The sequence below is a fragment of the Acinetobacter sp. YK3 genome (genome assembly GCF_001729365.1).
Classification (GTDB): domain Bacteria; phylum Pseudomonadota; class Gammaproteobacteria; order Pseudomonadales; family Moraxellaceae; genus Acinetobacter; species Acinetobacter vivianii.
On the sequence record NZ_LZPJ01000115.1, the window covers coordinates 40,167 to 65,280 of the forward strand.

Sequence of the window (25,114 nt, forward strand, 5' to 3'; positions counted from 1 at the left end):
TCTTGCATAAATCGTTATGCACACAAATAAAAAAGCTATCCGAAGATGGCTTTTTTATTTAGTATTTCAAGGCTTACAGAAAGCTTGGTAAATGACGCGCTGGATCAGTTTCGCGTGCAGCTTGTGCATCAGCAACGGTCATCCCCAATGCTTTCGCAACACCTTCACCGTACGCTGGGTGGCAAGCATAGCAATTGCGGATATGGCGATACTTGATGAAGTCGAGTGCATCGCCCATGGCACGCGCTGTATTGCCAAATAATGCATCTTGTTGCTCTGGTGTCATGAGTTCGAACAAGGCACGTGGTTGACTGAAGTAATCATTGTCATCTTCACGGTAATCCCAGAAATCGGCATCACCATTAATTTTCAATGGTGGCTCTTTATACTGAGTTTGCTCTTGCCACTGACCGAAGCTGTTTGGCTCGTAGTGTGGTAAACCACCATAGTTGGCATCGATACGGCCTTGACCGTCACGGTGATTACTATGTACAGGGCAGCGTGCCGCATTGACTGGAATTTGCTGGTAGTTCACACCTAAACGGTAGCGTTGTGCATCGGCATAGTTGAATAAACGCGCCTGCAACATACGGTCGGGTGAAGCACTGATCCCTGGCACTAAGTTGCTTGGTGCAAAAGCAGATTGTTCTACATCAAGGAAGAAGTTTTCAGGATTACGGTTCAGTTCAAACTCACCCACTTCAATTAACGGATAATCGCCGTGTGGCCATACTTTGGTTAAATCAAACGGATGATAGGGAACTTTTTCCGCATCTTGTTCAGGCATCACTTGAACGAAGAGTGTCCATTTTGGATAGTCTTTACGTTCAATTGCATCGAATAAATCACGTTGATGGCTTTCACGATCCTGACCAACCAATTCACCCGCTTCAGCATCAGTCAGATTTTGAATACCTTGCTGAGTTCTGAAGTGAAATTTCACCCAGAAACGCTCATTGGCTGCGTTAATGAAACTATAGGTATGACTACTGAAACCATGCATATGACGGTAGCTTGAAGGAATACCACGGTCTGACATGACGATGGTGACCTGATGTAATGCTTCTGGCAATAAAGTCCAGAAATCCCAGTTATTGGTTGCACTACGCATGTTGGTTTTCGGGTCACGTTTTACTGCTTTGTTTAAATCTGGGAATTTACGTGGATCACGCAAGAAGAATACAGGGGTGTTATTGCCCACCATATCCCAGTTACCTTCTTCGGTATAGAATTTTAGGGCGAAGCCGCGAATGTCGCGTTCCGCATCTGCTGCACCACGTTCACCTGCAACTGTGGTAAAGCGGGCAAACATTTCGGTTTTTTTGCCGATTTCGCTAAAGATTTTAGCGCGGGTATATTGGGTAATATCATGTGTAACCGTGAACGTACCAAATGCACCTGAACCTTTGGCGTGCATACGGCGCTCAGGAATCACTTCACGGACAAAGTTAGCAAGTTTTTCATTTAGCCATAAGTCTTGGGCTAATAATGGTCCTCTGGCGCCTGCGGTCATACTGTTCTGGTTATCGACAACGGGTGCACCAAAATCAGTGGTGAGGTGGCTATAAGGACATTTTTTTTCGTCTTGGCTCATGTTCTATCTCCATCAAGATGACCTGTGAGCTTGGTCATCTCAATCATTTGACCGTTCAAAGATATGAATGCTTACTGGAACATATACAAATTGGGTATCAAAATTTCAGATGCCTAATTGAGATTTGTAATGAATCAGATTACATCCTTTGTATTTTTACTCTAGGTTGATGAAAGCTTTTTTTCCAATGGATTAAAGTTGATGTCATAAATGCTTTATTCGATTGAAGCTGTCTAAATCTTAAACTTGAGCTGAGCATTTTTGGATATAAAAATTGTTAAAAAAATCAAAAAACTCATGAAAAATAAAAGTTTTATTGTAATTTTGCTCAACCATTCAACTACATGAAAATCGCTGAACGAAGAAATGAAAGATGATGATGGCTGGTGCGGAAATAGGGGGATTGGCCTGTTGCAGTTGTGTAAAGCAGCATTCAATTGCACAAATAGTTTAATTATTCATCAATATTTGAGCATTCATCCTTAAGAGCAATATCTCATTAAGAGGTCTGAGATAAGAGATTAGGTTGAAAATATGTAAGTCATCATGATTTTAATTCAAGGCATGCTATGTTTGAGCTCTTTCATGATGAGATAAAAACAATGAAAAAAATAGTAACGAGCCTTGGTTTATCTTTAACTTTACTAACAGGTTGTACCTCCATGTCGCAGACTTCTGAACATAAGGCCAACCAAGCCACCGCTTTGACGGTTGAGTTTGTGGGGACAGGCAACCATGCCGTTCAGCCACAGCAAGGTACAGTCAGTTTATATGCAGTAGAAAGTCGCATAGCTGATGTGCCAGCGACTTTAATTCAGCAAAAGAAAGTGCAGGTATCACAAGTGCCGTTTAGTGTTGAGTTTAATGTGCCCGCAGGGCATCGTCAGTTGATTCAAACGCAAGTCCGTGATGATGCTGAGATTAGTTATTATGTGACTTGGCAATCTGATAGCAACAATCTAAGGGCTAAAGATGCCATTGTGATTGATTACGACCGCCAATTTCCGAAGGTGAATCTTGGTCAAGGAAAGCAACAGGTTTATTTAAAATAAAAAATCTAGCTATAAAAAAAGCGCCACTTTTAAAGGGGCGCTCTTTTTATGATTGTGTGAATGGTATTTTATACACTGACCAGACGGTTCGATTTCACCATGTCGGCAAGACCGTGGGTTCTGAAATAATGTTCAAGCCAGCTTTTAATCACCAGCGGATTGTTCATTTGCAGCACATCTTCAAGCAGTTTTTTGGCGTCGCTCATTGGCACATGGCAGATTGCTTTGCGTACACGCAAAATATTACTAGAACTCATTGATAGCGTATTGAAGCCCATGGCCATTAACAGAATCGCAGACAATGGATCGCCCGCCATTTCACCACACACACTGACAGGTTTTTGGTGTTTATGGCAATCTTCTGCCAGACGTTTCAAGGCCCGTAAAATCGATGGGTGGAAATGTGAATACACGTTGGCAACATGTGGATTATTACGGTCAACTGCCAACAAGTACTGGGTTAAATCGTTGGAACCTACCGAGAAGAAATCGACTAGTTCGGCAAACTCATCAATTTGCAGTAGCACACTCGGCACCTCGACCATAATCCCGATTTTAGGCTTGGTAATCTTGACCTGTTCTTCTTCCTGTACTGCAACCCAGTCACGCTCAAGCAGGTACAGCACTTCTTCTACTTCGCTGACACTGGTTACCATCGGCAGCAGGATATGCAGATTATTCAGGCCAATGCTGGCTTTGAGCATGGCACGGATTTGTGCAGAGAAAATTTCAGGATGATCCAGCGTAAAACGCAGTCCACGCCAGCCTAGCGCTGAGTTTTCTTCTTCAATACTGAAGTAGGGCAAGTCTTTATCCGCACCAATATCAAGGGTACGCATAATCACTGGTTTATTGGCAAAATGGCTAAGCTGTTGGCGATAGATGGCGCGTTGTTCTTCTTCGCCAGGGAAGCGCTCACGTAGCATGAAGGGAATCTCGCTACGGTATAAACCTACACCTTTGGCACCGCGCTGAACACCACGCACCACATCAATCATTAAACCTGTATTGACGAATAACGGAATAGAAATGCCATCAGGTGTAATCGCATCTTTGGTTTCGTATTGCTTTAAATCTTTAGCGATCTGTTCTTCTTCTTTCTGAACTTCTTTATAACGTTGGCGTAAGCGACGTGGTGGATTGACAAAGACACGACCTTGATAAGCGTCGACAATCATTTCAATGTCATCTAGAGTAGTGATTGGCAACTCTGTAACACCGACCACTGTTGGAATACCTAATGCACGCGCCACAATCACCATATGTGAGTTGGCAGCACCTTCCGAGGTGACGATTGCGGCAATATTATCAACAGGCAATTCCACTAGAGCAGCGGTACTGATTTCTTCACCAATCAGAATGCTGTCAGGGCTGAGCTCACGATGGCTTGAATCCGCTTCTTGCAGGCAGGCTAGAATTCGACGGCCCAGATCTTTGAGATCAGAAACGCGTTCACGCAGGTAGTCATCTTCCATTTGCGCAAACAGCGCAACATGTTTGTCGATCACTTTACGCACTGCACCTTGGGCCCAGCTTCCTACACGAATATGGTCTTTAATTTCACTAGGTAAGGCATTTTCATCCAGCATTCGTAAGAACACGCTAAATAACGCCCGTTCTTCCGACATGAGGGAATCTTGCATTTTTTCATCTAAGGACTGAATTTCCTGACGAACCGAAGCAATGGCTTGATCCAGTAAATCCAGTTCTTCGCTGATATCTTCTGCTTCACGATCTGGAATGGCAGCAAGATCGGCAGGCGGGTAGAGCACGATGGCACGACCCAGTGCGATACCGCCTGCACCTGAAACACCTTGGAATGTTTTGTAAGTTGAGCCAGTGGTTGGCTTGCGGAACACATCAATATTGCCGACCGCATGTGCATGTGCGATGACACCTGAAAGTTGTGCACATAGCGTCACTAAAAAGGATTCTGCGGCTTCGCTAAAGTCTTGCGATTCTTTATTTTGAACCACAAGTACGCCCATTACTTTACGACGATACATCACAGGCACGCCAAGGAACGAGTTAAATAGCTCTTCGCCTGTTTCAGGTAAATAAGCAAAGCGGTCATGCTTCGGCGCATTGTCGAGGTTCACGATCTCCTCGCGTTGCCCGACTAAACCAACCAGACCTTCACCGATATTTAACGAGACATTGCCGACGGCTTCAGGTTTAAGACCTTTCGATGCCATCAGCACATAACGGCGATTACGTTCGTCCAGTAAATAAATCGAGCAGACATCCACATGCATGGCTTCAGCCACATGATTGACCATAATGTCCAAAGAATCATGCAAACTGACGGACGCATTAATTTCTTGCACAATGCGTCTAAGGGTGTCGAGTTGCATGTTTGACATGGATGTTTACTCCAGTTTATTGAATCGTTATAGGCCTAGTTATAACAGCTCTCTTGCCAAAAATCATTGCTTAAAATGATGATTCTATGACAATTAACGCTGAGGTAGTTGTAAACATAATTCCATCATGGCTTTACGGTAAACATCACGCTTGAAGTTGACCACTTGACCCAATGGGTACCAGTAACTCACCCATTGCCATTCATCGAACTCGGGTGGGTCTGACAGGTTTAACTGAATATGATGAGGCGAGGCCGTTAACTTCAGTAAAAACCATTTTTGCTTTTGTCCAATACATACCGGATCTGAATCTGACCGAATGTACCGATGTGGCAAACGATAACGCAGCCAACCTTTTGTTTGCGCTATAATCTGGACGTGTTCGGGCAATAAACCGACTTCTTCTCTCAGTTCACGAAAAAGTGCCTGTTCAGGGGTTTCACCAAATTGGATCCCTCCTTGTGGAAATTGCCATGCATTGTGACCAATGCGTTTTGCCCATAAAACCTGTCCGTCATCGTTTGCCAAAATGATCCCGACGTTGGGTCGGAAACCTTCTGAGTCGATCATTTGGCTACCTAAATTTTATCTATATCGTTGACTTTGATCTCGGGGACAGACTATCTTCCATGTCCAACTCGAAAAAGGTCAAAGTAAAATGTTTAAATTGCTATGATCTTAACGAATTTTTAGTGACTTACGGAAATAGATTTACGTTTTTTTTCTTTAATTTGCATTTAAATGAGCATTTATATGAAATTGGCTTTGTTTGATTTAGATCATACCCTGTTAAATACCGATTCTGACCATTCATGGGGCGAGTTTTTGGTCAGTGAAGCTTTGGTTGATCCTGTTCATCATCGTCAAATGAACGACAAATTTTACGAAGACTATAAAGCAGGGCAACTGGATCCGATTGCCTATAATGAATTTGTTTTTGAATTTCTCACCAAGCACGATAATCACTATTTAACTGAATTACATCAGTTGTTTATGCAAAAAGTCATTCGTTCACAAATGCGCCCGAAAGGATTTGATGCGATTAAAAAGCATCAGGATCTCGGGCATGCCATTGTGGGGATTACCGCGACCAGTGATTTTATTACCGCGCCGATTTTCCGTGAGTTTGGTATTACAGAAATTATTGCCACCAGTGCTGAAGTTGTTGATGGTAAATACACGGGCAAGGTCACAGGAATTCCATGTTATCAAAAAGGTAAGCTGGCACGTCTGGATCAATGGCTGGCTGGACGAACCGTAGATGAATCTTGGGCTTATTCAGATTCGATCAATGACCGTTTCTTGCTGGAATATGCGACCCATGCGATTGCAGTCAATCCAGATGACCGTTTAGAAAAACTGGCGCAAGAGCAAGCTTGGGAAATTCAGGACTGGTCAATCTAAAGTCTCTATATCCCTGTCTATTTTGAAGAATATAAAAAACCTCCCATAAGTGGAGGTTTTTTATCGTACCAATGTTTATACAGCAAAGGATGGATTATTTATCCTACCTGCATCATCCGAATCAGCTCCTCAGCCGCTTTAGACTGGATGCGAGCTGGATGCCAGACCATACCAAGTTGACGTTGCATATCCAGCTGTAGATCTAGCTGTTTTAAATCCTGATTGACCAGTGTTTTGGGTAAAACAGACCAGCCTAAACCAATCGATACCAACATGCGGATGGATTCTAACGGATTGTTACTCATGGTGATTTTTGGCTTGAGATTATTCTTTTCAAATTCTGCCAAAGTAATCTGACTGGTATAGGTTTGTGCTGCTGGTAATAAGCTTGGATAAGCTATCAGGTCTTCGAGCTTAAGCTGAGTTTGCTGTGCCAAGGGATGGAAGGGCGCGGTAACAAATACCAACGGATCATTCCAGATGGTGACATAGTTGAGCCGATCATCTCCGACTGGAGGTAAGGTTAAAAAGGCCAGTTCTAGTTCGCCTGCCAATACCTGTTCATGCGCCTGTTCAGAATCGACAAAATGGACATCTAAGGTGACTTGAGGAAAATGCTGAACAAAATTTTTAAGTGGCTCAGCCAGATGATGTAAACCGATATGGTGACTGGTACCAATCTTGAGACGACCTTGTACCTGTGCCTGTTCATGACTCAGGGTATGATGAATCTCACCCAGTTTATTCAGCCAGGTTTGGACTTTGGGCAATAGAGAATGTGCTGCATGAGTCGGTTGAATGCCACGACCTGCGGATTCAAATAGCTTGACGCCAAAGTAGTCTTCCAAGCTATGAATCCGTTTGGTCACTGCAGGCTGGGTAATAAATAATTGTTCTGCTGCAATAGAAATTGAACCAGTTTCCATCACTTTTACAAATGCTTCAAAAGCTGCGAGGTTCATACACGCTTATCCGGGAGAGATTTTAAATTGGTTTTATGTGCAATTTTTTGAATTAGAAATAATTCCAGACTTTTTCATGAAAGAAAAAAGCAAAGGCTTGTACTGTTGGCTCAATCAAACTTAAGGTTGCCGCCATGATCCAATTGCCTGTAATGATATATGCAACGAGCATCGCCACACTAATATGCATGATGTAATAACTCAAGGTTTTTTTCAAAGTCCTACTATTATTCATTACGAATTGTTGAATATTTGACATCGGCTTCACCCTACAGAATCTCTATTTAATTAAATAATAATCATTATCATTTGAAATGTAAAAAAGAAATTTCAATTTATGACGATAGTTTTTATAAATAGAATGAACATTCACTTAAATATGATTAAAAAAAATGACATTAAAGTTAAGATCAGGCAGGATCAGATTGATTTCGCATGCTTTTCATTTGAAAGCACAAAGATGAGCCGAGAAGAAAATTTATCATTCCAAAAAGTTTGTTAATTTATAAAAATGATAAATTAGATTTATGTAAAAGCATTGCTATAATCAATTCAAGATAAAAAATACCCAGTCCGATGGCAAGCACGATGGAGAGCGACGACATGGCAGGCAAAACTTTGTACGACAAATTATGGGACGACCATTTAGTAAAACAACGCGATGATGGTTCTAGCCTTATTTATATTGATCGTCATTTATTGCATGAAGTGACCAGCCCTCAGGCATTTGAAGGCTTACAACTTGCTGGTCGTCAACCGTGGCGTTTAAGTGCCAATGTCGCAACCCCTGACCATAACGTACCGACTTCTAAAAAAGAGCGTGAACAGGGGATTGCTGGGATTGAAGATGATACTTCTCGTATTCAGGTTCAGACTTTAGACGATAACTGTAAAACATTTAATATCGTTGAGTTTGGTATTAATGACATTCGCCAAGGCATCGCGCATGTTGTTGGGCCAGAGCAGGGTTTAACTTTACCGGGTATGACTGTGGTGTGTGGTGACTCGCATACTGCAACGCATGGTGCCTTTGGTTGCTTGGCACATGGTATTGGGACTTCAGAAGTTGAACATGTATTGGCAACGCAATGTTTGGTACAGAAGAAATCGAAAAACATGTTGGTACGTGTCGATGGTGTATTGGGCAAGGGCGTAACCTCTAAAGATGTGGTCTTGGCGATTATCGGCAAAATTGGTACTGCGGGTGGTACAGGCTATGCCATCGAGTTTGGTGGGCAAGTGTTCCGTGATATGTCAATCGAAGGCCGTATGACGGTATGTAATATGGCGATTGAAGCCGGTGCCCGTGTGGGAATGGTGGCTGTTGATGACAAGACCATTGCCTATGTCAAAGATCGTAACTATGCGCCAACCGGTGAACAGTGGGATCAGGCGGTTGAATACTGGAATACCTTACATTCAGACGATGATGCGGTATTTGATGCGGTTGTGGTATTGAATGGTGCCGAGATTGAACCGCAAGTGTCTTGGGGCACCTCGCCAGAAATGGTGATTCCGGTGACACAAGCCGTGCCGACTTTAGAGCAAGCTAAAGATGACGTGCAACGCAATGACTGGACCCGTGCTTATCAATATATGGGTTTAACAGCTGGACAGGCCTTGGCTGATATTCAGTTAGATCGCGTATTTATTGGTTCATGTACCAATTCACGTATTGAAGATATCCGTGCAGCTGCCGACGTGGTAAAAGGTCGTAAAGTGGCTGCGAGTATCAAGCAGGCCATGATCGTTCCGGGTTCTGGTTTGGTGAAACAGCAGGCGGAACAGGAAGGTTTGGATCAGATTTTCTTGGAAGCGGGCTTTGAATGGCGTGAACCAGGTTGTTCAATGTGCTTGGCGATGAATGCCGATAAATTACAACCTGGTGAGCATTGTGCCTCGACTTCAAACCGTAATTTTGAAGGTCGTCAGGGCAATGGCGGACGTACCCATTTGGTGAGTCCAGCGATGGCAGCTGCGGCAGCAATTGCAGGCCATTTTGTTGATGTTCGTTCATTCTAAGGGAGCAGAATCATGAAAAAATACACTGTAGAGCAAGGTATTGTTGCACCTTTAGATCGTGCCAATGTTGATACCGATTTGATTATTCCAAAACAGTTTTTGAAATCGATTAAACGTACTGGTTTTGGCGACAATTTATTTGATGAGTTGCGCTATTTGGATGAAGGTTATTTGGGGCAGGACATTAGCAAACGTCCAAAAAATCCTGATTTCGTTTTAAATAAGCCGCGTTATGAAGGTTCTAGTATTTTATTGGCACGTACCAATTTTGGTTGTGGCTCAAGCCGTGAGCATGCGCCGTGGGCATTGAGTGAATATGGTTTCCGTACCGTGATTGCACCAAGCTTTGCCGATATTTTCTTTAATAACTGTTTTAAAAATGGCATGTTGCCTGTGATCTTGTCTGAACAGATTGTGGATCAGTTATTTAAAGAATGTGCCGAAAATGAAGGTTATCAGTTAACCATTGATTTGGATGCTCAGGAAGTTCGTACGCCGACAGGTGAAGCATTTAAATTTGAAGTTGATCCATTCCGTAAACATTGTTTATTGAATGGCTTGGATGATATCGGCTTAACTTTACAGGTTGCAGACGATATTCGTGCCTATGAAGCCAAAGCAAAACAGGCACGTCCTTGGGTCTTTCAGGACATTCAGGCTTAATTTGAGTGGACGAAATTACACTTCGTCTTGGACATTTTTAACATAGCCATAGCGCAGACATTGAACTCTTGTTAACATGCTAGCGAATAATTTTTTGCTTACATGTTAACAAGGCATGAGGACTGGGCTTGAATAATGAGAAGAAGACTCGCTCGCAGTATTTTACTGTGTCTATGTGTTGGTACGACTTTAACCGCGTGTCAAAATGCACCGAACGTGGTTGATCAGGTTCGTATTGCACAGAACATGCTGGAAAGTAAGGCGGACAACACGACTTTATATTGTTCAGGCGTTGAGAATTGTGAGTTTGAACGAATCGGGGATATTGCGGTAATCGATGCAAAGACCCACCGGATCAGCCAGCAGGCAATGGGACGGGGGATTGTTCGATTACATGGTTCGGTATTCAGCCGAAAGCAGCAGGTCTATTTAAGCGTACCTGCCAAGCAATATGAAGTTGTCATTCGTTTCTATCCTATTTCTCCAGATCGTGCAGAAACTTTCCATGTCATTCATGCGTTTAAACCGCATGTGCGCTATACCTTTAAAATGTATCGAGACAGAACACATCGCTCATCAGGCAGCTTACTCAAGGTTTCTGTACCTGATCCGCTATGTGTAGATTTACAGCAAGAGCAACATACTATTCGCCGTTTCTGCCGTCCTTTTGATGTCAGTACAGGTTTAGGCGAGTTTGTTGAGAAAAAGGTTTAATCGGCTCGCAGTGTCAAAACTGCTTATATGAAAACTGGAAAAGTAGATGTCTAAACATATTTTAATTTTAGCGGGTGATGGCATTGGTCCTGAAATCGTAGCTGCAGCGGAACAGGTTTTAACCAAGGTCAATCATAAATTTAATCTAGGTTTGACATGGGAACATGGTTTACTCGGTGGTTCAGCAATTGATGCGCATGGCGAACCTTATCCAGCTGTGACCAGTGAACAAGCAAAAAAAGCCGACGCCATTCTACTTGGTGCTGTGGGTGGTCCTAAATGGGATAGCATTGAGCGCTCAATTCGTCCAGAACGTGGTTTGTTGAAAATCCGTAGTGAATTAAATTTATTCGCTAATCTTCGTCCAGCAATTTTGTATCCGCAATTGGCTGATGCTTCTAGTTTGAAGCCAGAAATTGTAGCGGGTCTGGATATTCTCATCGTTCGTGAATTAACAGGCGGGATTTATTTTGGTCAGCCGCGTGGTATTCGTGAACTGGAAAATGGCGAGAAACAGGGTTATAACACCGATGTTTACTCAGAAAGCGAAATCAAACGTATTGCTAAGGTTGCTTTTGAACTGGCGGGATTACGCGGTGGAAAAGTATGTTCGGTCGATAAAGCCAACGTACTTGAAGTGACTGAGTTGTGGAAGCAAACGGTGACTGATTTACAGCAAGCTCAATATTCAAATATTCAGTTATCACATATGTATGTTGATAATGCAGCGATGCAACTGGTGCGTGCACCAAAGCAATTTGATGTCATCGTAACAGGTAATCTGTTTGGCGATATCCTGTCTGACGAAGCAGCGATGTTGACTGGTTCAATTGGCATGTTGCCTTCGGCTTCTTTAGATGAAAATGGCAAAGGCATGTATGAACCATGTCATGGTTCTGCACCTGATATCGCAGGACAGAATATTGCCAATCCATTGGCGACCGTGCTGTCAGTTGCGATGATGCTACGTTATACCTTCCGTGAAGAAGCGGCTGCCAAAGCGATTGAAGATGCTGTAGGTCAGGTTCTGGATCAAGGTTTACGTACTGCCGACATTATGTCTGAAGGTATGACCAAAGTGGGTACAGATGCGATGGGTGAGGCGGTTGTTTCTGCGCTGAACTAATCTGTATTGAAAGCAAAAACGCAGCAATTGCTGCGTTTTTTATTGGAGAATTAGCAAGCTTTGCCTTCATAACGTATGGCGCGGGCGATTTGCTGCTGATCCAGTTCGAAGATGATATGACAATAGAAATTCACATCATAAGATTGCTGGCTGGTTGAGATCGATCCTAATCGTACTGAGCCACTGGTTGGTGAGCTCGGATCTCCATAAGCCTGTGCAATCGGAACTGGAATATTAATCGGACGAAGGACAGTAAAAACTAAACTCTCTTTGCTTCTCTGAGGCTGTTTTAAGGTCTGGAAGCCTAAACTTCGTAAGTTCAGGTTTTGCTGGATCTGGTCAGCGGATTGGCCCACATAAGGCTGTAAATAGTCTTGCAGTTGTACAGATCGCCATCCTGCGGTTGTGCATCCTTGTAAACCTAAAATGAAAGCAGCCAGATATATTTTATAATTTGCCATTTTATTTTCCTTAATTTTTAGCCCATCTCTCTATTCTAACGATATAGACAAACAAAGACAAAAACGTACAAACTTGTCTACTTTTGGGTAATACTAAAGAGAAGCAAAATATGCTTAGATGAGCCCGAGAGTTAAGAGATGTGGAAAGTTTGATGCACAGGTTAATATTCGGATTGATGTGTAGTGTGATGGCGACACTAAGTTATGCGGATAATTGTGATAAGACACGTAATGGTTATGATGATGTTTACTGTACCAATAAAGTCTATGTGAGTGCGGATACTGATTTAAATAAAAACTATCAACTATTACGCAAATACCTGAATGAAACACAAGAAAAAATTTTAAAGAAATCCCAGTTGGCGTGGATCCGTTATCGCGATGTTGAGTGTAGTGAAGACCTGCAAAGCACGGCGAATATTCAATGTCGTTTGAGCATGACTCAAGACCGTAACAACTGGCTACAAGAGCGCTTACGTGAGTGTGAAGCGGGTGCGTGTAAAACTACACGCTTAAGTGAATAAGTTCTGCTTCTGGCCTGTTGAAATAAAAAAAGCCACATAAAGATGTGGCTTTTTTGCATTCACTAATCTGACTTAGCGTGCACGATAAGTGATACGACCCTTGGTTAAATCATAAGGTGTCATTTCAACTTTTACACTGTCACCTGTCAAAATACGAATATAGTGTTTACGCATTTTACCAGAAATGTGAGCAATAACTTCGTGACCGTTTTCTAAACGTACACGGAACATCGTATTAGGAAGCGTTTCGGTGACAACGCCTTCGAACTCAATGAGTTCCTCTTTATTGGCCATAGCCTACCTGATGATCAAATTGGGAAGGCGCAAATTATAGTCAATTTATTTAAAATTTACAAGATCAAGTCGCGGTAAGGCTGTCAGATATTAACCGAAAGAAACTGTCGGACAATTTGGGATTTTTTTTAACAAAATAAGCAGAATATTGTTGTCAGTTTGGTCAATCAACGTTAATCTAAAATTGTTGTTCATTGTCATAATAACGTATCTACAGGGAAGGGCACTGCGTGGGTCAGCTAACAGATGCATCAGTTGTATTGCGCTTTGGTTATCAGGCAATTCGTAAAGCAGGATTACCAACCGAAGAGATTTTAACAAAAGCCGGCGTGGCGCTAAATCAGGTTGATACCAATGCGAGAACGCCACTGAGTGCACAAAATGCCTTCTGGATTGCGGCACAGGACGTGAGTAAAGATCCAGATATTGGATTACATCTCGGCGAGCATTTGCCTTTATACCGTGGGCAAGTCATTGAACACTTATTTATCAGTAGTGAAACTTTTGGTGAAGGCTTAAAGCGCGCTTTGGCTTACCAGCGTCTGATTAGTGATGCTTTTGATGCCAAGTTGATTATTGAAGATGGTCGTTGCTATTTGACCAATGGTGAACAGTTCTGGTCGGATAATTTGGTCAATCGCCATTTTTCTGAATGTGCCATGTCTGGCATTTTACGTTTCTTTAAATTTATTACCGAAGGGCAGTTTGAGCCGATCTACATTGATTTTAATTTCAGTGAAGGCGCTGCTGATGATGAATATTTCAGAGTTTATGGTTGTCCGGTCAGCTTAGGACAAAAAGAAACTCGTCTTTATTTTGATGCTGCGGTACTGGACTATCCATTGTGGCAAGCTGAGCCAGAATTACTGCAATTGCACGAGCAACTGGCGATTGAGAAATTACAGGAACTTGCGCGATACGATTTGGTCGGTGAAGTGCGCCGTGCGATAGGTTCAACTCTAGAAAGTGGTGAAACGACACTGGAAACGGTGGCTGCACAATTGAATATCACACCGCGTCGTTTAAGAACGCAACTGAGTGAAGCCAATACCAGCTTCCAGCAAATTCTTTCAGACTATCGTTGTCGTCTGGCGAAAAAACTTTTGGCGAATACCAGTGAGAGTGTAGAACGTATTGTGTATTTAACCGGTTTTTCTGAGCCAAGTACTTTTTATCGTGCTTTTAAGCGCTGGACCAATGAAACGCCTGTTGAATATCGTAAGCGTAAACAGCGTTAAACTGTCTAAAATGAAAAAAGCCTGATCAAATCGATCAGGCTTTTTTATGTGCTTAGTGCATTGCATTATTCAGGTAGGTTTAACCATTGAGGCCCTAATGGCATCTTTGGTAATTCAAACTCATCTGGATAATAGGCCTGAATAAAATAGAGACCATCGGAAGGGGCGGTAATACCGGCAGCGGTACGGTCTTCTGCTGCAAACATGGTATCGATATGGTCGATGTCATACATGCCTTGACCGATTTCAAGCAGGCAACCCATGATGTTGCGTACCATGTGATGTAAGAAACCATCTGCCTGAATATCTAAAACTAAATAACGGCCATGCTCAAACAAGCGGCAATGTTTTACATGACGCACAGGTTGATTCGACTGACACGCCGCAGCACGGAAGGTTTCGAAATTATGCGTTCCTTCAAACTTGGATGCAGCCGCAATCATTTTCTGAACATCAAGCGTTTGATAGAGATGCGTGACTTGCTTGTATAGCAACGCAGGGCGAGTAGGGGCGTTATACACCACATAACGATAACGACGCGCTACTGCCTTAAAACGGGCATGGAAATTTTCATCCATGCATTTAATCCACTGAATGGAAATATCTTTGGGAAGTTGACTGTTGGCACCACGGATCCAGCCAAGTTCTGGACGGATCGCTTCTGTATCAAAATGCGCCACCATATTGGTTGCATGCACCCCTGCATCGGTACGACCCGCGCCATGTAACACGATGGGTTCATTGGCAATGGTACTTAGCACTTTTTCTACGGTTTCCTGAACAGTGATCACGCCAGCCTGTTGGGTTTGCCAACCACGGTATTGAGTACCGCAAAATTCAATACCAATTGCATAACGTTGCATGTTCTAACCTCAATATTAGTGTTGATGCCAATGTTCGAACCATTGTTCGTGGGTCGGGTATTTTAAATACATTTGCAGGGCTTTTGCATATAAATCGGCATGGCTATGGCAATCATTGACCAAAACTTTGGCAGATTGAATCCATGAGCTGATTGCATAACGCTGATCCAACTGTCCGAAGGTGACCTGTGTACTAATAATTGGCAGACATTGCTTCTGATAAAAAGCGTCAAATAACGCAAGAATTTCATCATTGACGGCAATATTGCCTGTTCCGAAACCTTGTAAAACCAGAAAGTCAGGTGGAGCAGCCACAAGATTTTTTAACTGCATAATGAGCTGCTCTTTTGCAATCGGCTGTAACATCAGATTGAGCATGCTCAGCTGTGCTGCTTTTTCGATATGCTCATTGTGGATGACAAAAGGATCAGCCGTGGTCTTGCAACTTTGCTCTGCCTTGATCCCGACAAATGCATCCAGCTCAGTTGTATGTGCTTTTAGCGTGGTTTGGGCATGGAAAATTTGTTGATGAAAGGCCAGATAAACACCGCTTGCTAAACTCAATACCTGCTCTAGAGCCAGATATAAGTTACCGATAGCATCAGTAAACTCGCGTGTGTCATTGCCTTCAATATTCAGTAATGGATATTGGCTGCCGGTAATAATCGCATGGCAAGAATGGCCTAAGAATCGTGCCAGTGTTGCAGCAGCATAACTGAGCGTATCCGTACCGTGAATAATCACAAAATGCTGGAAGCCATTCAGTTGTAGTTGCTGGATTTGTTGGACCAGTTTGAGCCAATCGGTTGCAGTACAGGCACTGCTGTCTTTAATACTGGGTGCAGCGAAGCATTCGACCTGTAAATGTGGTGGGATCACCTTGCCAAGTAGTGGTAAAAAGTCCTGTTCTGGCATTGGCATTAACGGTTCGCCAATACAGCCAAAAGTTCCACCCATATAGATTAAAGCGATTTTTTTCATCATAAAAAAAGCAGTCTTAGAGACTGCTTATATTAGACTGATCAAATTCAGGAAGCTATTTTATTCAGTAAAATTTCTGAACGTTGTTGTTGCTCTGGATTGAATGCTGAGGTGTTTTTTAACAATTCACGGGCAGATTCGTAGGCGCCCAGTTCAACATATTGTTCAGCCAGTTCCAAATTGAGCTGTGCTTCATCCAGTTGTTGCAAATCAGGGAATGATTGCACTAGTGGATCATGACTTGCTGAAGTTTGAGATGGTGCTGGAGTAAATTCAACTTTAGGTTCAGCAACAGGCGCTGGTGTTACAGCTTCAAATGAAAACTCAGTCTTTTCTTCAATCGAGGTTTTTTCTTCAACCTGCGCTTGAGACGGTTCAAAGTTGAAATCAAGGCTCGGTGCGGTTTCTGTACTTTGCTGTTTGGCTTCAGGTTGATTTGGAACAACTTCTAAATCCGCAAAGTTAAAGTCTAATTCTGGCTTGCTTTCTGCAACTTTGGTTTCTTTAGTCTTCGGTGTTGCTGAGTCCAGATTAAAAGAAAACTCAAGTGGTTGTTCTTGTTTTGCTTCAGGTATTTCAACTGGTGATGGAGCTGGTTCAACCGTTTCCTTTTGTTCAAATGAAAAGTTGAAATCTAAAGGCTGTACTTCAGGTGCTGGTTCTACCGTTCTGGCTTCTTCCGCAGGAGCCGTATATTCAGATTGTAAATCGTCAAAAGACTGTGCTGCTGGTGTTTGAACTAATGCATCGAAATCTGCGCTATTGTTTTGAGCGACAGGTTCTGTGGTCGTATGTGTTTGACGAAAGCTTGCCGAATTAAAATCAATAGAGTCAGGCTGTTTATTCTGTAGATATTCACGATGTTTGATTTCAGCGGCTTGCGCAATATCTTCAAGTTTTAGAGCATGCACATGCTTGATCAGTTGATCAATTGCAAAATCATCTTTCTGTTTAAGATGAATCTCAAGTAAAAAAAGATAAAGCTCATGTTGAGAATTATCTTGTTTTAAAGCCTGATTGATTTGTGCTTCAGCGGCTTGGAAATTGCCACTATTTATTTGCTTTTCAAGCTGTTGGCGAAGGCTTTCAGAAATTGCAGTGCTAACTTGAGGGGTAAGTTCTTGTTCTTCACGAACTAAAGCTGTGCGTGAAGCTGTTTTGGTCGCAGATTTTTTCGGTGTTTTAGCTGTACCTTTCTTTGGTGCAGCATTGGCTTGATTACTTTCACGTTTTTTTAAAAAGATCGCGACCACCAGCACAATGACCAGTAGTACGATGATTATATTTGACATGATCTTTACCCCTTAAAGATTGAGCCGCTTTTATGCAAATTTATGAGAATCTTCTCGTAACCTAGCGTGTTGACTTTTTAGTTTCCTGCTGCGCTTTTAACTGATCTTGTAGTTCGGCAAGCCGAGCATTTAACAGCTGAATACGTTGTTCCTTTTGATGCAGTGCCAGTTCTAACTGTGTTACGTTTCTTTGTAATGTAACGGTTTTTTCCCGTGCTGTCATAACTTTTAATGACAAGTCTGCACTGGTTTTTTGTTGTAATGTGTCTTTTTTGGCACTTCCCGTACTTGAATCTTGATTACTTTCAGCGACTAAGGACATTTCCGCCTGTTGTAAGCGATATTTAGCTTTAGCAGCGGCAGGGCGTTGGGTTTGAGCCGCGATTTGGTTGATATTCTTATTCTGCTGCGTTGCTGTCGCGCTGAAATTAAAATTCAAATGTGAACCTTGTCTGAGTCGATTTGCATTGCCTCCAATAAAGGCATGCTCATTTTGTGCCTTGATTTGATGCATCACCTGAGCGACAGGTTGCTGGGTTTGTCCTGCAATACGTTGTGCAATACTCCATAGGGATTCATTGCGTTGTACAACATGTTGTTGTGCCATTTCACTTGATGTTGTTGGCGTACTTTGAACAGGTACTTTTTTCTTTGCAGGTGCTGAAAGCTCTTTGGCCTGATATTGGGCTTTGGTTATCTCGCCATCTTCAACAGACTTTAATACCTTATTTTTTAGCTCATTTGCAGGTGGAGCGGTCTCTGTTGCTGGTGTCGCTGCGTGTGCCGTTTGAATATTTTCCTGTTTAATTACAGGAGCTTCAGTTGCTTTCTCTACTTTGCTACTTACATTCGATGCTGTTTGTTGGAGTGGTGCTGCTAAAGAGGGTTCTATTTTTGCAGGCACAGCAACAGATATTGCGGCTGCTTCGGATACAGAAGGTTGCTGTTTCTTTAATGCTGGAGGCAAGGCAAAGGGCGCATTTAATAGCGTTTCCTGTTTAGCAGCCGCTTTGGTATGGGTGTTTGCAACATTGAAACGGGTGCTTTCAGGCAGGTTTAAAGCAATATCTTTTTCACTGACAATAAATTTAGGTGTGAGTGACTTTTCATTATTACTTTTTGCGCTGAGCGGCGGCTTTGCTGCCTGACGCATAGACTGTCGAATATGCTTTAAGTGAGAAGCACCGCCTTCTTGGATTTTGATAATGATGTTTAGTTCAGCATCCGTCATTGGACGGGAAGAGGTGATCACAATGACACCTTCTCCCTGATTGTTGCGACGTGTAAAAAAGTTCAGGTTTGAAGGGGGCTGATGTGCGGCGCCAATCATCAATAAGTCTTCAGGCGTGGCCAGACTCACATCAAATTTCGAGTTGATATCAGCTTGATGGAAACTCATTTCCGCATAAAGTAACTCACCCGGAGCAGACTGAATTTGCAATGGATCAAGTGTAATTGCATAAAGATGTTGCGAAGAAATTATGGTTAAAATGGCAATTTTTAATTTGTTATAAACAGTCATCTCGATCCATGAAAAAGTGATGTTATGGTCAGAAAAAAGTATACATTACCGTGATGTAAATGAATTGTAAATTCTTCATTTTCCATCGATATAAAAAAGCCGATCAAATGTGATCGGCTTTTGATTTTTCGGGATTTTTGCTTAAGCGTTCTTGTATTCAACCAGAATACGAAGCATACGACGCAATGGTTCAGCAGCGCCCCAAAGCAACTGGTCACCAACTGTAAATGCGCCTAGATATTCTTTACCCATATTCAGTTTGCGTAAACGGCCCACTGGAACAGTTAAAGTTCCTGTTACTGCAACTGGGGTAAGATCAGTCATTGATGCTTCACGTGTATTCGGAACTACTTTTGCCCATTGGCTAGAGTTGCGAATCATGTCTTCGATCTCGTCCAGCGCCACATCTTTTTTCAATTTCAATGTAATCGCTTGAGAGTGACAACGCATCGCACCGATACGGACACAGTGTCCATCGATTGGAACAATTTGCTGGTTACCGAGGATCTTATTGGTTTCAACCTGACCTTTCCATTCTTCTTTTGATTGACCACTTTCGAGCTGTTTGTCGATATATGGAATCAATGAACCTGCCAATGGCACGCCGAAGTTTGCTTTCGGGAAACCTTCGCCACGTTGCAAGTCTGCAATTTGACGATCAATATCAAGAATCGCAGATTTAGGATCATCCAGTAAGTCTTTGGTATTGTTATACAGATAGCCCATACCTGTGATCAGTTCACGCATGTTTTGCGCGCCTGCACCCGATGCTGCCTGATAAGTCATTGATGTAGCCCACTCAACCAGATTGTTCTGGAATAATGAACCCAAGCCCATCAGCATCAGTGAAACAGTACAGTTACCGCCAACGAAAGTTTTAGTGCCATTCACTAAACCATCTTTGATCACGTTCAAGTTCACTGGATCAAGTACGATGATTGCATCATCAGCCATACGCAAGGTAGAAGCTGCATCAATCCAGTAGCCATCCCAACCTTCAGCTTTAAGTTTCGGGAAAACTTCAGATGTGTAATCACCACCTTGACAGGTTAAAATGACATCCATTTGCTTCAGACTCTTAATGTCCGTTGCATCCATAAGTGCTGGGGCAGTCTTACCACCAAATGCAGGCGCTTCACCACCTGCATTACTGGTAGAGAAATAGAATGGCTCAATATGAGCAAAATCATTCTCTTCAACCATACGTTGCATAAGGACAGAACCAACCATCCCACGCCAACCGACCAGACCTACTTTCATGTCATTGTGCCTCGGTATGTAAAAAAATTAAAAGGGGTTTGAGTGTATCAAAAGCGTCCACAACTGCAAGCGTTACCTCGCTAAAACAGCCTGTTTATTGAGTGGAATATCTTGTTTATATTAGATAGAAAATTGATAAAGCTACAGCTTTATTGTAAATCTATGCTATCCCAAAGAGAAAAATGAACATGATGTGGATTCAGATTTGCGCAGCAGTGGTGATATGGCTTTCATTTTGGTCTTTGATCCCTCGAGATGAGTGGTGGTTTCGGGGGGCGGATTTTCCCAGATTACAAATTTTGGCATTGGGGATTTTGACCGCTTGTGCAATGTTATTTGGTGTATCGGACTGGACCTTGAGCACGGAGCTATTTTTTCTTGGTTTAATGGCTGCGATTGCCTATCAACTCAAAATGGTTTTGCCCTATACGCCGTTATGGAAAAAGCAGGTTCAAAAAGTAAAGAAGGCGCAGTTAAAACCTGAACAGCAAGTTTCATTACTGGTTGCGAATGTACTGACCCCAAACGATAAATATCATCTTTTGCTAGCGCATATTGAAAATCTAAAACCTGATGTGGTACTGACCCTTGAGTCGGATGCTGCATGGCAACACGCGTTGAGCAAAATCGAAGCAGACTATCCTTTCCGTGTGCCTGTGCCTTTAGACAATCTATATGGAATGCATCTGTATAGCCGTTTGCCGTTAAATGGCACCGAAGTGAAATTTATCTTAAGTGACGAGATTCCTTCGATTCATACCTGTTTGACGTTAGCGTCGGGTGTACAGGTTAAGTTGTACTGTTTACATCCTAAGCCTCCAAGTCCAACTGAGGCGAAAGACTCAACTTTAAGAGATGCCGAACTCTTGATTGTGGGTGACCAAATTAAAGACCTAGATCAGAGCTGTATCGTGATGGGAGATCTGAATGATGTGGCATGGTCGAGAACAACGCGCTTATTCCAGCGTATTAGCGGCTTACTTGACCCACGGGTTGGGCGCTATTTCATGAATACTTTCCATGCTGATTATCCTTTACTGCGTTGGTCACTGGATCATCTCTTTCATAGTACGGATTTTGGTTTAGTCAAAATGAAACGCTTATCGCATATCGGTTCAGATCATTTTCCGATTTATGTGGTGTTACAAACAGACCGTCTATTTGAACAACAGCAGGAATCACTGGAACAGACAGCCGAAGATGAACAGGAAGCTCAAAAGGCGATACAGGAAGGCATAGAGAAGGCTGAGGAAGAGGAGAAAGAGGTCATTGATCCTTTGGCTCAACCTCATAAATAGTGGGTTGTATAAGATTAAATTACGTGATTTATTTAGATTTCAGTGATTTGAGGAATTGCGTGATTTTAAACTTTAGCTAATTAATGTACGTTATTTCGTACATAGATTTAAGTTTGTAACGAATAGTCCTACAGCCGTAAAAGATTTATTCTAAATACATCAGCACAAGGACGCAGGAATGGATTTCCGATTAAGGATAAGCAGCGCTGAGATGGAACAGTCATCATGGATATGATGCATGCGATGGACGCAAGATAATAAAAATAACGTGAAAGCACAACCTCATTTGCCCGAGTTTTGCAGGATGCAGGACTCGGGTTTTAATTTTTTCATGATCAGCATTATTCAGGCTTCTCACCGACAGGTAGTTCAGGAACCGTGATCGGTGGTTCTATAATTTTAGGCTCTTTAGGAATACGTTTCTTATAAATAGGCACAGTGATCTGGGCTGCGTCACATTTTTCCCACGCTGTCCCAATACTAGGCAAATCAGTACGATAAAAAGCTTTATAGTTTACGATTAAGGGAAGTTCAGTCTCGGCAAAGCTGAGATCTAGCTCATAAGTCCGTGTTTCATAAGGGCGCAATACCTGTATTTCATCTTGATCTGTAGCGCATCTTAATGATTGTCCGTGAAACATGACAGTTTCACCTACTTGAAACTCAATCGGACGGCACAGCGGTACGAGCTGATAAACATAATTTGGGGTGGTGTTGCTAATTTCAATTTGCAGGGGGGATGTGGCTAAGCTCTGAAGGGAGTTTATAGTTAAAGGTTTTTTGGTTTCAGCATCAATAAAACGCATGTTGCGTTGCACCCCCATACAACTGCTTTGGGTCTCTTGCGGGATTACGACGACATATTCATAAAATTCACCTTTATCTCCCGTAGAGGGATGCGAGCCTCCACCATTTCCCCCACCAGGTAAGGGTTTCTGGGTACCAGAACCACTGCCTCCCAAGCTGACATTGGCAGCAGAAAAATTTTCTCCACAGGCGGTTAAAGCAATCGCTGAAACTAAAATAATGCTTGGGAAAAGTATTGTTTTCATTTTTATTTATCCTTAAATATATAAGGCACTTGTAGTTTTATCTGTGTATCGTACTGGTAGACCCCAAATCGAAATTGATAAGTTGCATCTGCTTTGTTCTGGTCTTGTTCACAATGATGAATGGCAGCATTTAATAATTGTTTTGCCATATTTTGCCAAAGTTCGATACTAAGTTGTCGAAGTGCCTCAACCGACTGTGGTGTTAATTTCTCGGCATGGACTGCCTGTTCGAGATGAGTAAAAGGTTTTTCGCTAATAAAGTTATCAATTCCAGCTGCCAGATGATCTGTGAGGTTGGCAGAAAATAGGGCTTTACTTTCCTGCATTTGATTATCTGGTGTAAAGCTATTTTGCTGCAAGATAACCTGTTGTCCTTGTTGTTCAACCACGCCTAAACGTTGTAATTCAAATAGAATTGAACGGGGATGTTTTTCTGTCGAGATGTGTTTCACCAAAGCTTCAAAACTGTTCTCTTCACCAGAAACTGGAATCTGATGAGGAAGATCTAGTGCAATCCAGCGTGCAATGACACGTGCAGGAACACTAATGGCAAAGTTGGGAGCCTCGGTCGTATTTTGGGTGGCTTGTTGCCGAAAAGCACTGACATCTTTACGGTGTAATCCTGATAATAAACTCACGGCTGAATCTGTTTTATTTTGTTGAATCCGATCTAATTCTGAGAGTGCCTGTTCATAAAAAATTGGCTTCAATGCGGCAACAAAGTCGGTATAACCTACGCCAGAATGAATCAACCAGCGCGCAATGTGCTGCATCATTGGAAAAATACTTTCCAAGGTTGTTTCTGCTTCTTGAGCAATAACACCTTGCGTATCATTCGCTGTTAATTCGTTTTCGGTCATGACCTGATTTGTTGGTTTTACCATTAAAGCACCTGAAGAGTTAAAGCGTGATTAATTATGGGGTGATCTGATTTTAACAATAGTTGGTTGTTGGAAATGATTCAGCACCACCATTGTCGATATTAAAATGAGTAAATGAAACACTCATGGAAATATCCAGACTTTCGACACAATGCCACCAGCCGAGAGGAATAAATAAAGCATCACCCGGTTCGAGAATACATTCGATTTTGCTGCTCAGTGCAAAGTCTGGAAATGATTTTGCTACATCTATTTGATTAGGATCAGCAATTTTGCTAAAAACTGCGACATCATTATATAAATTTGGCACTTGTAGTGCGGGAATTAAGGTGACCTTTTTACGTCCATAGATTTGAACAAGGATGTTATTGGTCAAGTCATGATGCAGGGGCGTAAAGGCACCTTTCGGTCCAAACCAGATAAAGCTGCGATCATAGACCTGTGCATGATCTGTATAGCCATGAAAATGATCAATATCTTGAAATAATGTGGCTAAACTTGACTGACTGGCTTTGGCATTATTAGCCGTCATATAAAAATTATTAGAGTGAGGAGTTTGTTCAATTAACTCGACAAATTCACGCATCAGCATCTTGGTTTTATGTTGAATCGAGTTGCGTTCAAACATTGGATCTTGTTCACGATTGAACTGCACCTCAACTTCCTGATTCCCGACTGTTTTTTTGAAATATTGAGGTGACCATTTCTGTAAGGCAGGCCAATGGGCGACTGAATCTGTGAGAATGACAGGTAAATTTCGACTGTAATATTGTTGAATAAATTGCTCGAAAGAGGGAAGTGTGATGCGGCTAATATGCTGATATTGGGGATTCAAACGGGCAAAACAATCGAGAGTATTGAGCAACCAGTTTCGTTTCCGCACTAAAAAATGCTGTTCTTGGGCGATTTGAAAATAGGGATGTTGTCTTAGCTGAGCCAATTCCAGTGTGATATCAATTTCACTTAAGCCTTGTTGTTGCAACGTTTGATAAATATAGGCCTGATCTGTTCCATTCAAAACGGCCTGCGCAAGCCATTTTTGCTGTTGCTGATTGAACGTAATGCTGAGCTGCGCCTGTTTTTCTAGTGCATTTTGTTCTTGTTGATGATCGTGCTGTGGTTCTAGCGGTACTTGAGCTGCGAAGTTTTGATCAAGATCAATTAAGCCTTCACGTAGCAAAATATTGACTAAATCAGTGGGGCTACAGCCACGTTCTAAATTTTCTTCTAGCCAGATCTGCCATTCCTTTGGTAAGGCACTGAATTGTCTGGCTAAGTTATCTTGTGCATCCATACATTCTGACCATGAGTAAAAATATTTTTGACCTTTCGTTATTAATTTACGCAGAAATATATTTGCACTCAAGCATAAAAGTGTTAAATTTTCACACGTAATTTATGTGAAAAAATCACACAGAGGGTAAAATAATGAAAAAAATATGGACACAACTGGCATTAAGCGTGACATGTGCTGTACTGGTCGGGTGTGGCTCGGATAATGATTCTGATTCCAAACCAACGCCTACACCAACTCCAACGCCTACACCG

At 42.3% G+C, this 25,114-nt stretch carries 24 protein-coding genes; 9 read left to right on the forward strand and 15 right to left on the reverse strand.

Annotated elements, in window-relative coordinates; translation table 11 throughout:
- Positions 1-73: 73 nt before the first annotated feature.
- Complete coding sequence (locus tag A9Z07_RS14090) at positions 74-1,594, reverse strand: catalase (protein ID WP_069579477.1); 1,521 nt, start codon at positions 1,592-1,594, stop codon at positions 74-76.
- 602 nt (positions 1,595-2,196) lie between these two features.
- On the opposite strand from A9Z07_RS14090, the gene A9Z07_RS14095 reads away from it, so the two are divergent.
- Positions 2,197-2,646 carry a hypothetical protein gene (locus A9Z07_RS14095; RefSeq protein WP_069579498.1) on the forward strand — a complete coding sequence of 150 codons (450 nt, stop codon included), beginning with the start codon at positions 2,197-2,199 and terminating at the stop codon, positions 2,644-2,646.
- Between the two features lie 68 nt (positions 2,647-2,714).
- On the opposite strand, the gene ptsP is transcribed toward A9Z07_RS14095, so the two are convergent.
- Together ptsP and A9Z07_RS14105 are read right to left on the reverse strand one after the other, a co-directional pair.
- On the reverse strand, positions 2,715-5,009 hold the full coding sequence (gene ptsP / locus A9Z07_RS14100) for a phosphoenolpyruvate--protein phosphotransferase (RefSeq protein WP_069579479.1): 2,295 nt from the start codon (positions 5,007-5,009) through the stop codon (positions 2,715-2,717).
- A 93-nt stretch (positions 5,010-5,102) separates the two neighbouring features.
- Positions 5,103-5,579: an RNA pyrophosphohydrolase gene (locus A9Z07_RS14105; RefSeq protein ID WP_004656060.1), complete on the reverse strand. Its 477-nt coding sequence runs from the start codon at positions 5,577-5,579 to the stop codon at positions 5,103-5,105.
- A 183-nt stretch (positions 5,580-5,762) separates the two neighbouring features.
- On the opposite strand from A9Z07_RS14105, the gene A9Z07_RS14110 reads away from it, so the two are divergent.
- On the forward strand, positions 5,763-6,413 hold the full coding sequence (locus A9Z07_RS14110; RefSeq protein WP_069579481.1) for an HAD family hydrolase: 651 nt from the start codon (positions 5,763-5,765) through the stop codon (positions 6,411-6,413).
- Positions 6,414-6,511: 98 nt separating this feature from the next.
- On the opposite strand, the gene A9Z07_RS14115 is transcribed toward A9Z07_RS14110, so the two are convergent.
- Entirely contained in the window at positions 6,512-7,375 is an 864-nt protein-coding gene (locus A9Z07_RS14115) for a LysR family transcriptional regulator (RefSeq protein ID WP_004774233.1), read from the reverse strand.
- A 52-nt stretch (positions 7,376-7,427) separates the two neighbouring features.
- Positions 7,428-7,634: a DUF2061 domain-containing protein gene (locus tag A9Z07_RS14120; protein WP_004774234.1), complete on the reverse strand. Its 207-nt coding sequence runs from the start codon at positions 7,632-7,634 to the stop codon at positions 7,428-7,430.
- A gap of 344 nt (positions 7,635-7,978) precedes the next feature.
- On the opposite strand from A9Z07_RS14120, the gene leuC reads away from it, so the two are divergent.
- From leuC to leuB, 4 genes are all read left to right on the forward strand, one after another.
- Complete coding sequence (gene leuC, locus A9Z07_RS14125; protein WP_069579483.1) at positions 7,979-9,397, forward strand: 3-isopropylmalate dehydratase large subunit; 1,419 nt, start codon at positions 7,979-7,981, stop codon at positions 9,395-9,397.
- Positions 9,398-9,409: 12 nt separating this feature from the next.
- Positions 9,410-10,060: a 3-isopropylmalate dehydratase small subunit gene (leuD, locus tag A9Z07_RS14130; RefSeq protein WP_069579485.1), complete on the forward strand. Its 651-nt coding sequence runs from the start codon at positions 9,410-9,412 to the stop codon at positions 10,058-10,060.
- Between the two features lie 135 nt (positions 10,061-10,195).
- Complete coding sequence (locus A9Z07_RS14135; RefSeq protein WP_004774240.1) at positions 10,196-10,774, forward strand: hypothetical protein; 579 nt, start codon at positions 10,196-10,198, stop codon at positions 10,772-10,774.
- Between the two features lie 46 nt (positions 10,775-10,820).
- A complete protein-coding gene (leuB, locus tag A9Z07_RS14140) occupies positions 10,821-11,900 on the forward strand; it encodes a 3-isopropylmalate dehydrogenase (protein WP_004774241.1) in 1,080 nt (359 codons plus the stop codon).
- A 50-nt stretch (positions 11,901-11,950) separates the two neighbouring features.
- Here leuB and A9Z07_RS14145 read toward each other — a convergent pair whose 3' ends face one another.
- A complete protein-coding gene (locus A9Z07_RS14145) occupies positions 11,951-12,361 on the reverse strand; it encodes a hypothetical protein (RefSeq protein ID WP_004774243.1) in 411 nt (136 codons plus the stop codon).
- Between the two features lie 152 nt (positions 12,362-12,513).
- On the opposite strand from A9Z07_RS14145, the gene A9Z07_RS14150 reads away from it, so the two are divergent.
- Positions 12,514-12,885, forward strand: coding sequence for a lysozyme inhibitor LprI family protein (locus A9Z07_RS14150; RefSeq protein WP_069579487.1), 372 nt, complete (start codon positions 12,514-12,516; stop codon positions 12,883-12,885).
- Positions 12,886-12,957: 72 nt separating this feature from the next.
- On the opposite strand, the gene infA is transcribed toward A9Z07_RS14150, so the two are convergent.
- Complete coding sequence (infA, locus tag A9Z07_RS14155; protein ID WP_001284370.1) at positions 12,958-13,179, reverse strand: translation initiation factor IF-1; 222 nt, start codon at positions 13,177-13,179, stop codon at positions 12,958-12,960.
- Positions 13,180-13,409: 230 nt separating this feature from the next.
- Between infA and A9Z07_RS14160 the strand changes: the two genes are divergently transcribed.
- Positions 13,410-14,417 (forward strand): AraC family transcriptional regulator, encoded by a 1,008-nt coding sequence (locus A9Z07_RS14160; protein WP_004774248.1) that lies wholly within the window; start codon positions 13,410-13,412, stop codon positions 14,415-14,417.
- A gap of 65 nt (positions 14,418-14,482) precedes the next feature.
- Here A9Z07_RS14160 and truA read toward each other — a convergent pair whose 3' ends face one another.
- From truA to asd, 5 genes are all read right to left on the reverse strand, one after another.
- Positions 14,483-15,280, reverse strand: coding sequence for a tRNA pseudouridine(38-40) synthase TruA (gene truA, locus A9Z07_RS14165; RefSeq protein WP_004774249.1), 798 nt, complete (start codon positions 15,278-15,280; stop codon positions 14,483-14,485).
- Between the two features lie 15 nt (positions 15,281-15,295).
- A complete protein-coding gene (locus A9Z07_RS14170) occupies positions 15,296-16,264 on the reverse strand; it encodes an asparaginase domain-containing protein (RefSeq protein WP_171258982.1) in 969 nt (322 codons plus the stop codon).
- A 44-nt stretch (positions 16,265-16,308) separates the two neighbouring features.
- Positions 16,309-17,553, reverse strand: a complete 1,245-nt coding sequence (locus A9Z07_RS14175; RefSeq protein ID WP_069579489.1) for a FimV domain-containing protein — start codon at positions 17,551-17,553, stop codon at positions 16,309-16,311.
- A gap of 61 nt (positions 17,554-17,614) precedes the next feature.
- The gene (locus tag A9Z07_RS14180; protein ID WP_069579491.1) at positions 17,615-19,075 is read right to left on the reverse strand and encodes a FimV domain-containing protein; all 1,461 of its coding nucleotides are present in this window, start codon (positions 19,073-19,075) and stop codon (positions 17,615-17,617) included.
- 141 nt (positions 19,076-19,216) lie between these two features.
- Entirely contained in the window at positions 19,217-20,335 is a 1,119-nt protein-coding gene (gene asd / locus A9Z07_RS14185; protein ID WP_004774257.1) for an aspartate-semialdehyde dehydrogenase, read from the reverse strand.
- Positions 20,336-20,523: 188 nt separating this feature from the next.
- On the opposite strand from asd, the gene A9Z07_RS14190 reads away from it, so the two are divergent.
- Positions 20,524-21,633: an endonuclease/exonuclease/phosphatase family protein gene (locus tag A9Z07_RS14190; RefSeq protein ID WP_069579502.1), complete on the forward strand. Its 1,110-nt coding sequence runs from the start codon at positions 20,524-20,526 to the stop codon at positions 21,631-21,633.
- Positions 21,634-21,974: 341 nt separating this feature from the next.
- On the opposite strand, the gene A9Z07_RS14195 is transcribed toward A9Z07_RS14190, so the two are convergent.
- The 3 genes from A9Z07_RS14195 to A9Z07_RS14205 are packed head-to-tail and all read right to left on the reverse strand — an operon-like array spanning position 21,975 to position 24,860.
- Positions 21,975-22,685: a hypothetical protein gene (locus A9Z07_RS14195; protein ID WP_069579492.1), complete on the reverse strand. Its 711-nt coding sequence runs from the start codon at positions 22,683-22,685 to the stop codon at positions 21,975-21,977.
- 2 nt (positions 22,686-22,687) lie between these two features.
- Positions 22,688-23,569: a DUF6502 family protein gene (locus tag A9Z07_RS14200; RefSeq protein ID WP_069579494.1), complete on the reverse strand. Its 882-nt coding sequence runs from the start codon at positions 23,567-23,569 to the stop codon at positions 22,688-22,690.
- A 49-nt stretch (positions 23,570-23,618) separates the two neighbouring features.
- Entirely contained in the window at positions 23,619-24,860 is a 1,242-nt protein-coding gene (locus tag A9Z07_RS14205; protein WP_069579496.1) for a cupin-like domain-containing protein, read from the reverse strand.
- Positions 24,861-25,114 lie beyond the last annotated feature (254 nt).

Coding starts and splice junctions, on each gene's coding strand:
- A9Z07_RS14090 (WP_069579477.1), bottom strand. CDS start 1,594: ATGAGCCAAGACGAAAAAAAATGTCCTTATAGCCACCTCACCACTGAT.
- A9Z07_RS14095 (WP_069579498.1), top strand. CDS start 2,197: ATGAAAAAAATAGTAACGAGCCTTGGTTTATCTTTAACTTTACTAACA.
- ptsP (WP_069579479.1), bottom strand. CDS start 5,009: ATGTCAAACATGCAACTCGACACCCTTAGACGCATTGTGCAAGAAATT.
- A9Z07_RS14105 (WP_004656060.1), bottom strand. CDS start 5,579: ATGATCGACTCAGAAGGTTTCCGACCCAACGTCGGGATCATTTTGGCA.
- A9Z07_RS14110 (WP_069579481.1), top strand. CDS start 5,763: ATGAAATTGGCTTTGTTTGATTTAGATCATACCCTGTTAAATACCGAT.
- A9Z07_RS14115 (WP_004774233.1), bottom strand. CDS start 7,375: ATGAACCTCGCAGCTTTTGAAGCATTTGTAAAAGTGATGGAAACTGGT.
- A9Z07_RS14120 (WP_004774234.1), bottom strand. CDS start 7,634: ATGTCAAATATTCAACAATTCGTAATGAATAATAGTAGGACTTTGAAA.
- leuC (WP_069579483.1), top strand. CDS start 7,979: ATGGCAGGCAAAACTTTGTACGACAAATTATGGGACGACCATTTAGTA.
- leuD (WP_069579485.1), top strand. CDS start 9,410: ATGAAAAAATACACTGTAGAGCAAGGTATTGTTGCACCTTTAGATCGT.
- A9Z07_RS14135 (WP_004774240.1), top strand. CDS start 10,196: ATGAGAAGAAGACTCGCTCGCAGTATTTTACTGTGTCTATGTGTTGGT.
- leuB (WP_004774241.1), top strand. CDS start 10,821: ATGTCTAAACATATTTTAATTTTAGCGGGTGATGGCATTGGTCCTGAA.
- A9Z07_RS14145 (WP_004774243.1), bottom strand. CDS start 12,361: ATGGCAAATTATAAAATATATCTGGCTGCTTTCATTTTAGGTTTACAA.
- A9Z07_RS14150 (WP_069579487.1), top strand. CDS start 12,514: ATGCACAGGTTAATATTCGGATTGATGTGTAGTGTGATGGCGACACTA.
- infA (WP_001284370.1), bottom strand. CDS start 13,179: ATGGCCAATAAAGAGGAACTCATTGAGTTCGAAGGCGTTGTCACCGAA.
- truA (WP_004774249.1), bottom strand. CDS start 15,280: ATGCAACGTTATGCAATTGGTATTGAATTTTGCGGTACTCAATACCGT.
- A9Z07_RS14170 (WP_171258982.1), bottom strand. CDS start 16,264: ATGATGAAAAAAATCGCTTTAATCTATATGGGTGGAACTTTTGGCTGT.
- A9Z07_RS14175 (WP_069579489.1), bottom strand. CDS start 17,553: ATGTCAAATATAATCATCGTACTACTGGTCATTGTGCTGGTGGTCGCG.
- A9Z07_RS14180 (WP_069579491.1), bottom strand. CDS start 19,075: ATGACTGTTTATAACAAATTAAAAATTGCCATTTTAACCATAATTTCT.
- asd (WP_004774257.1), bottom strand. CDS start 20,335: ATGAAAGTAGGTCTGGTCGGTTGGCGTGGGATGGTTGGTTCTGTCCTT.
- A9Z07_RS14190 (WP_069579502.1), top strand. CDS start 20,524: ATGATGTGGATTCAGATTTGCGCAGCAGTGGTGATATGGCTTTCATTT.
- A9Z07_RS14195 (WP_069579492.1), bottom strand. CDS start 22,685: ATGAAAACAATACTTTTCCCAAGCATTATTTTAGTTTCAGCGATTGCT.
- A9Z07_RS14200 (WP_069579494.1), bottom strand. CDS start 23,569: ATGGTAAAACCAACAAATCAGGTCATGACCGAAAACGAATTAACAGCG.
- A9Z07_RS14205 (WP_069579496.1), bottom strand. CDS start 24,860: ATGGATGCACAAGATAACTTAGCCAGACAATTCAGTGCCTTACCAAAG.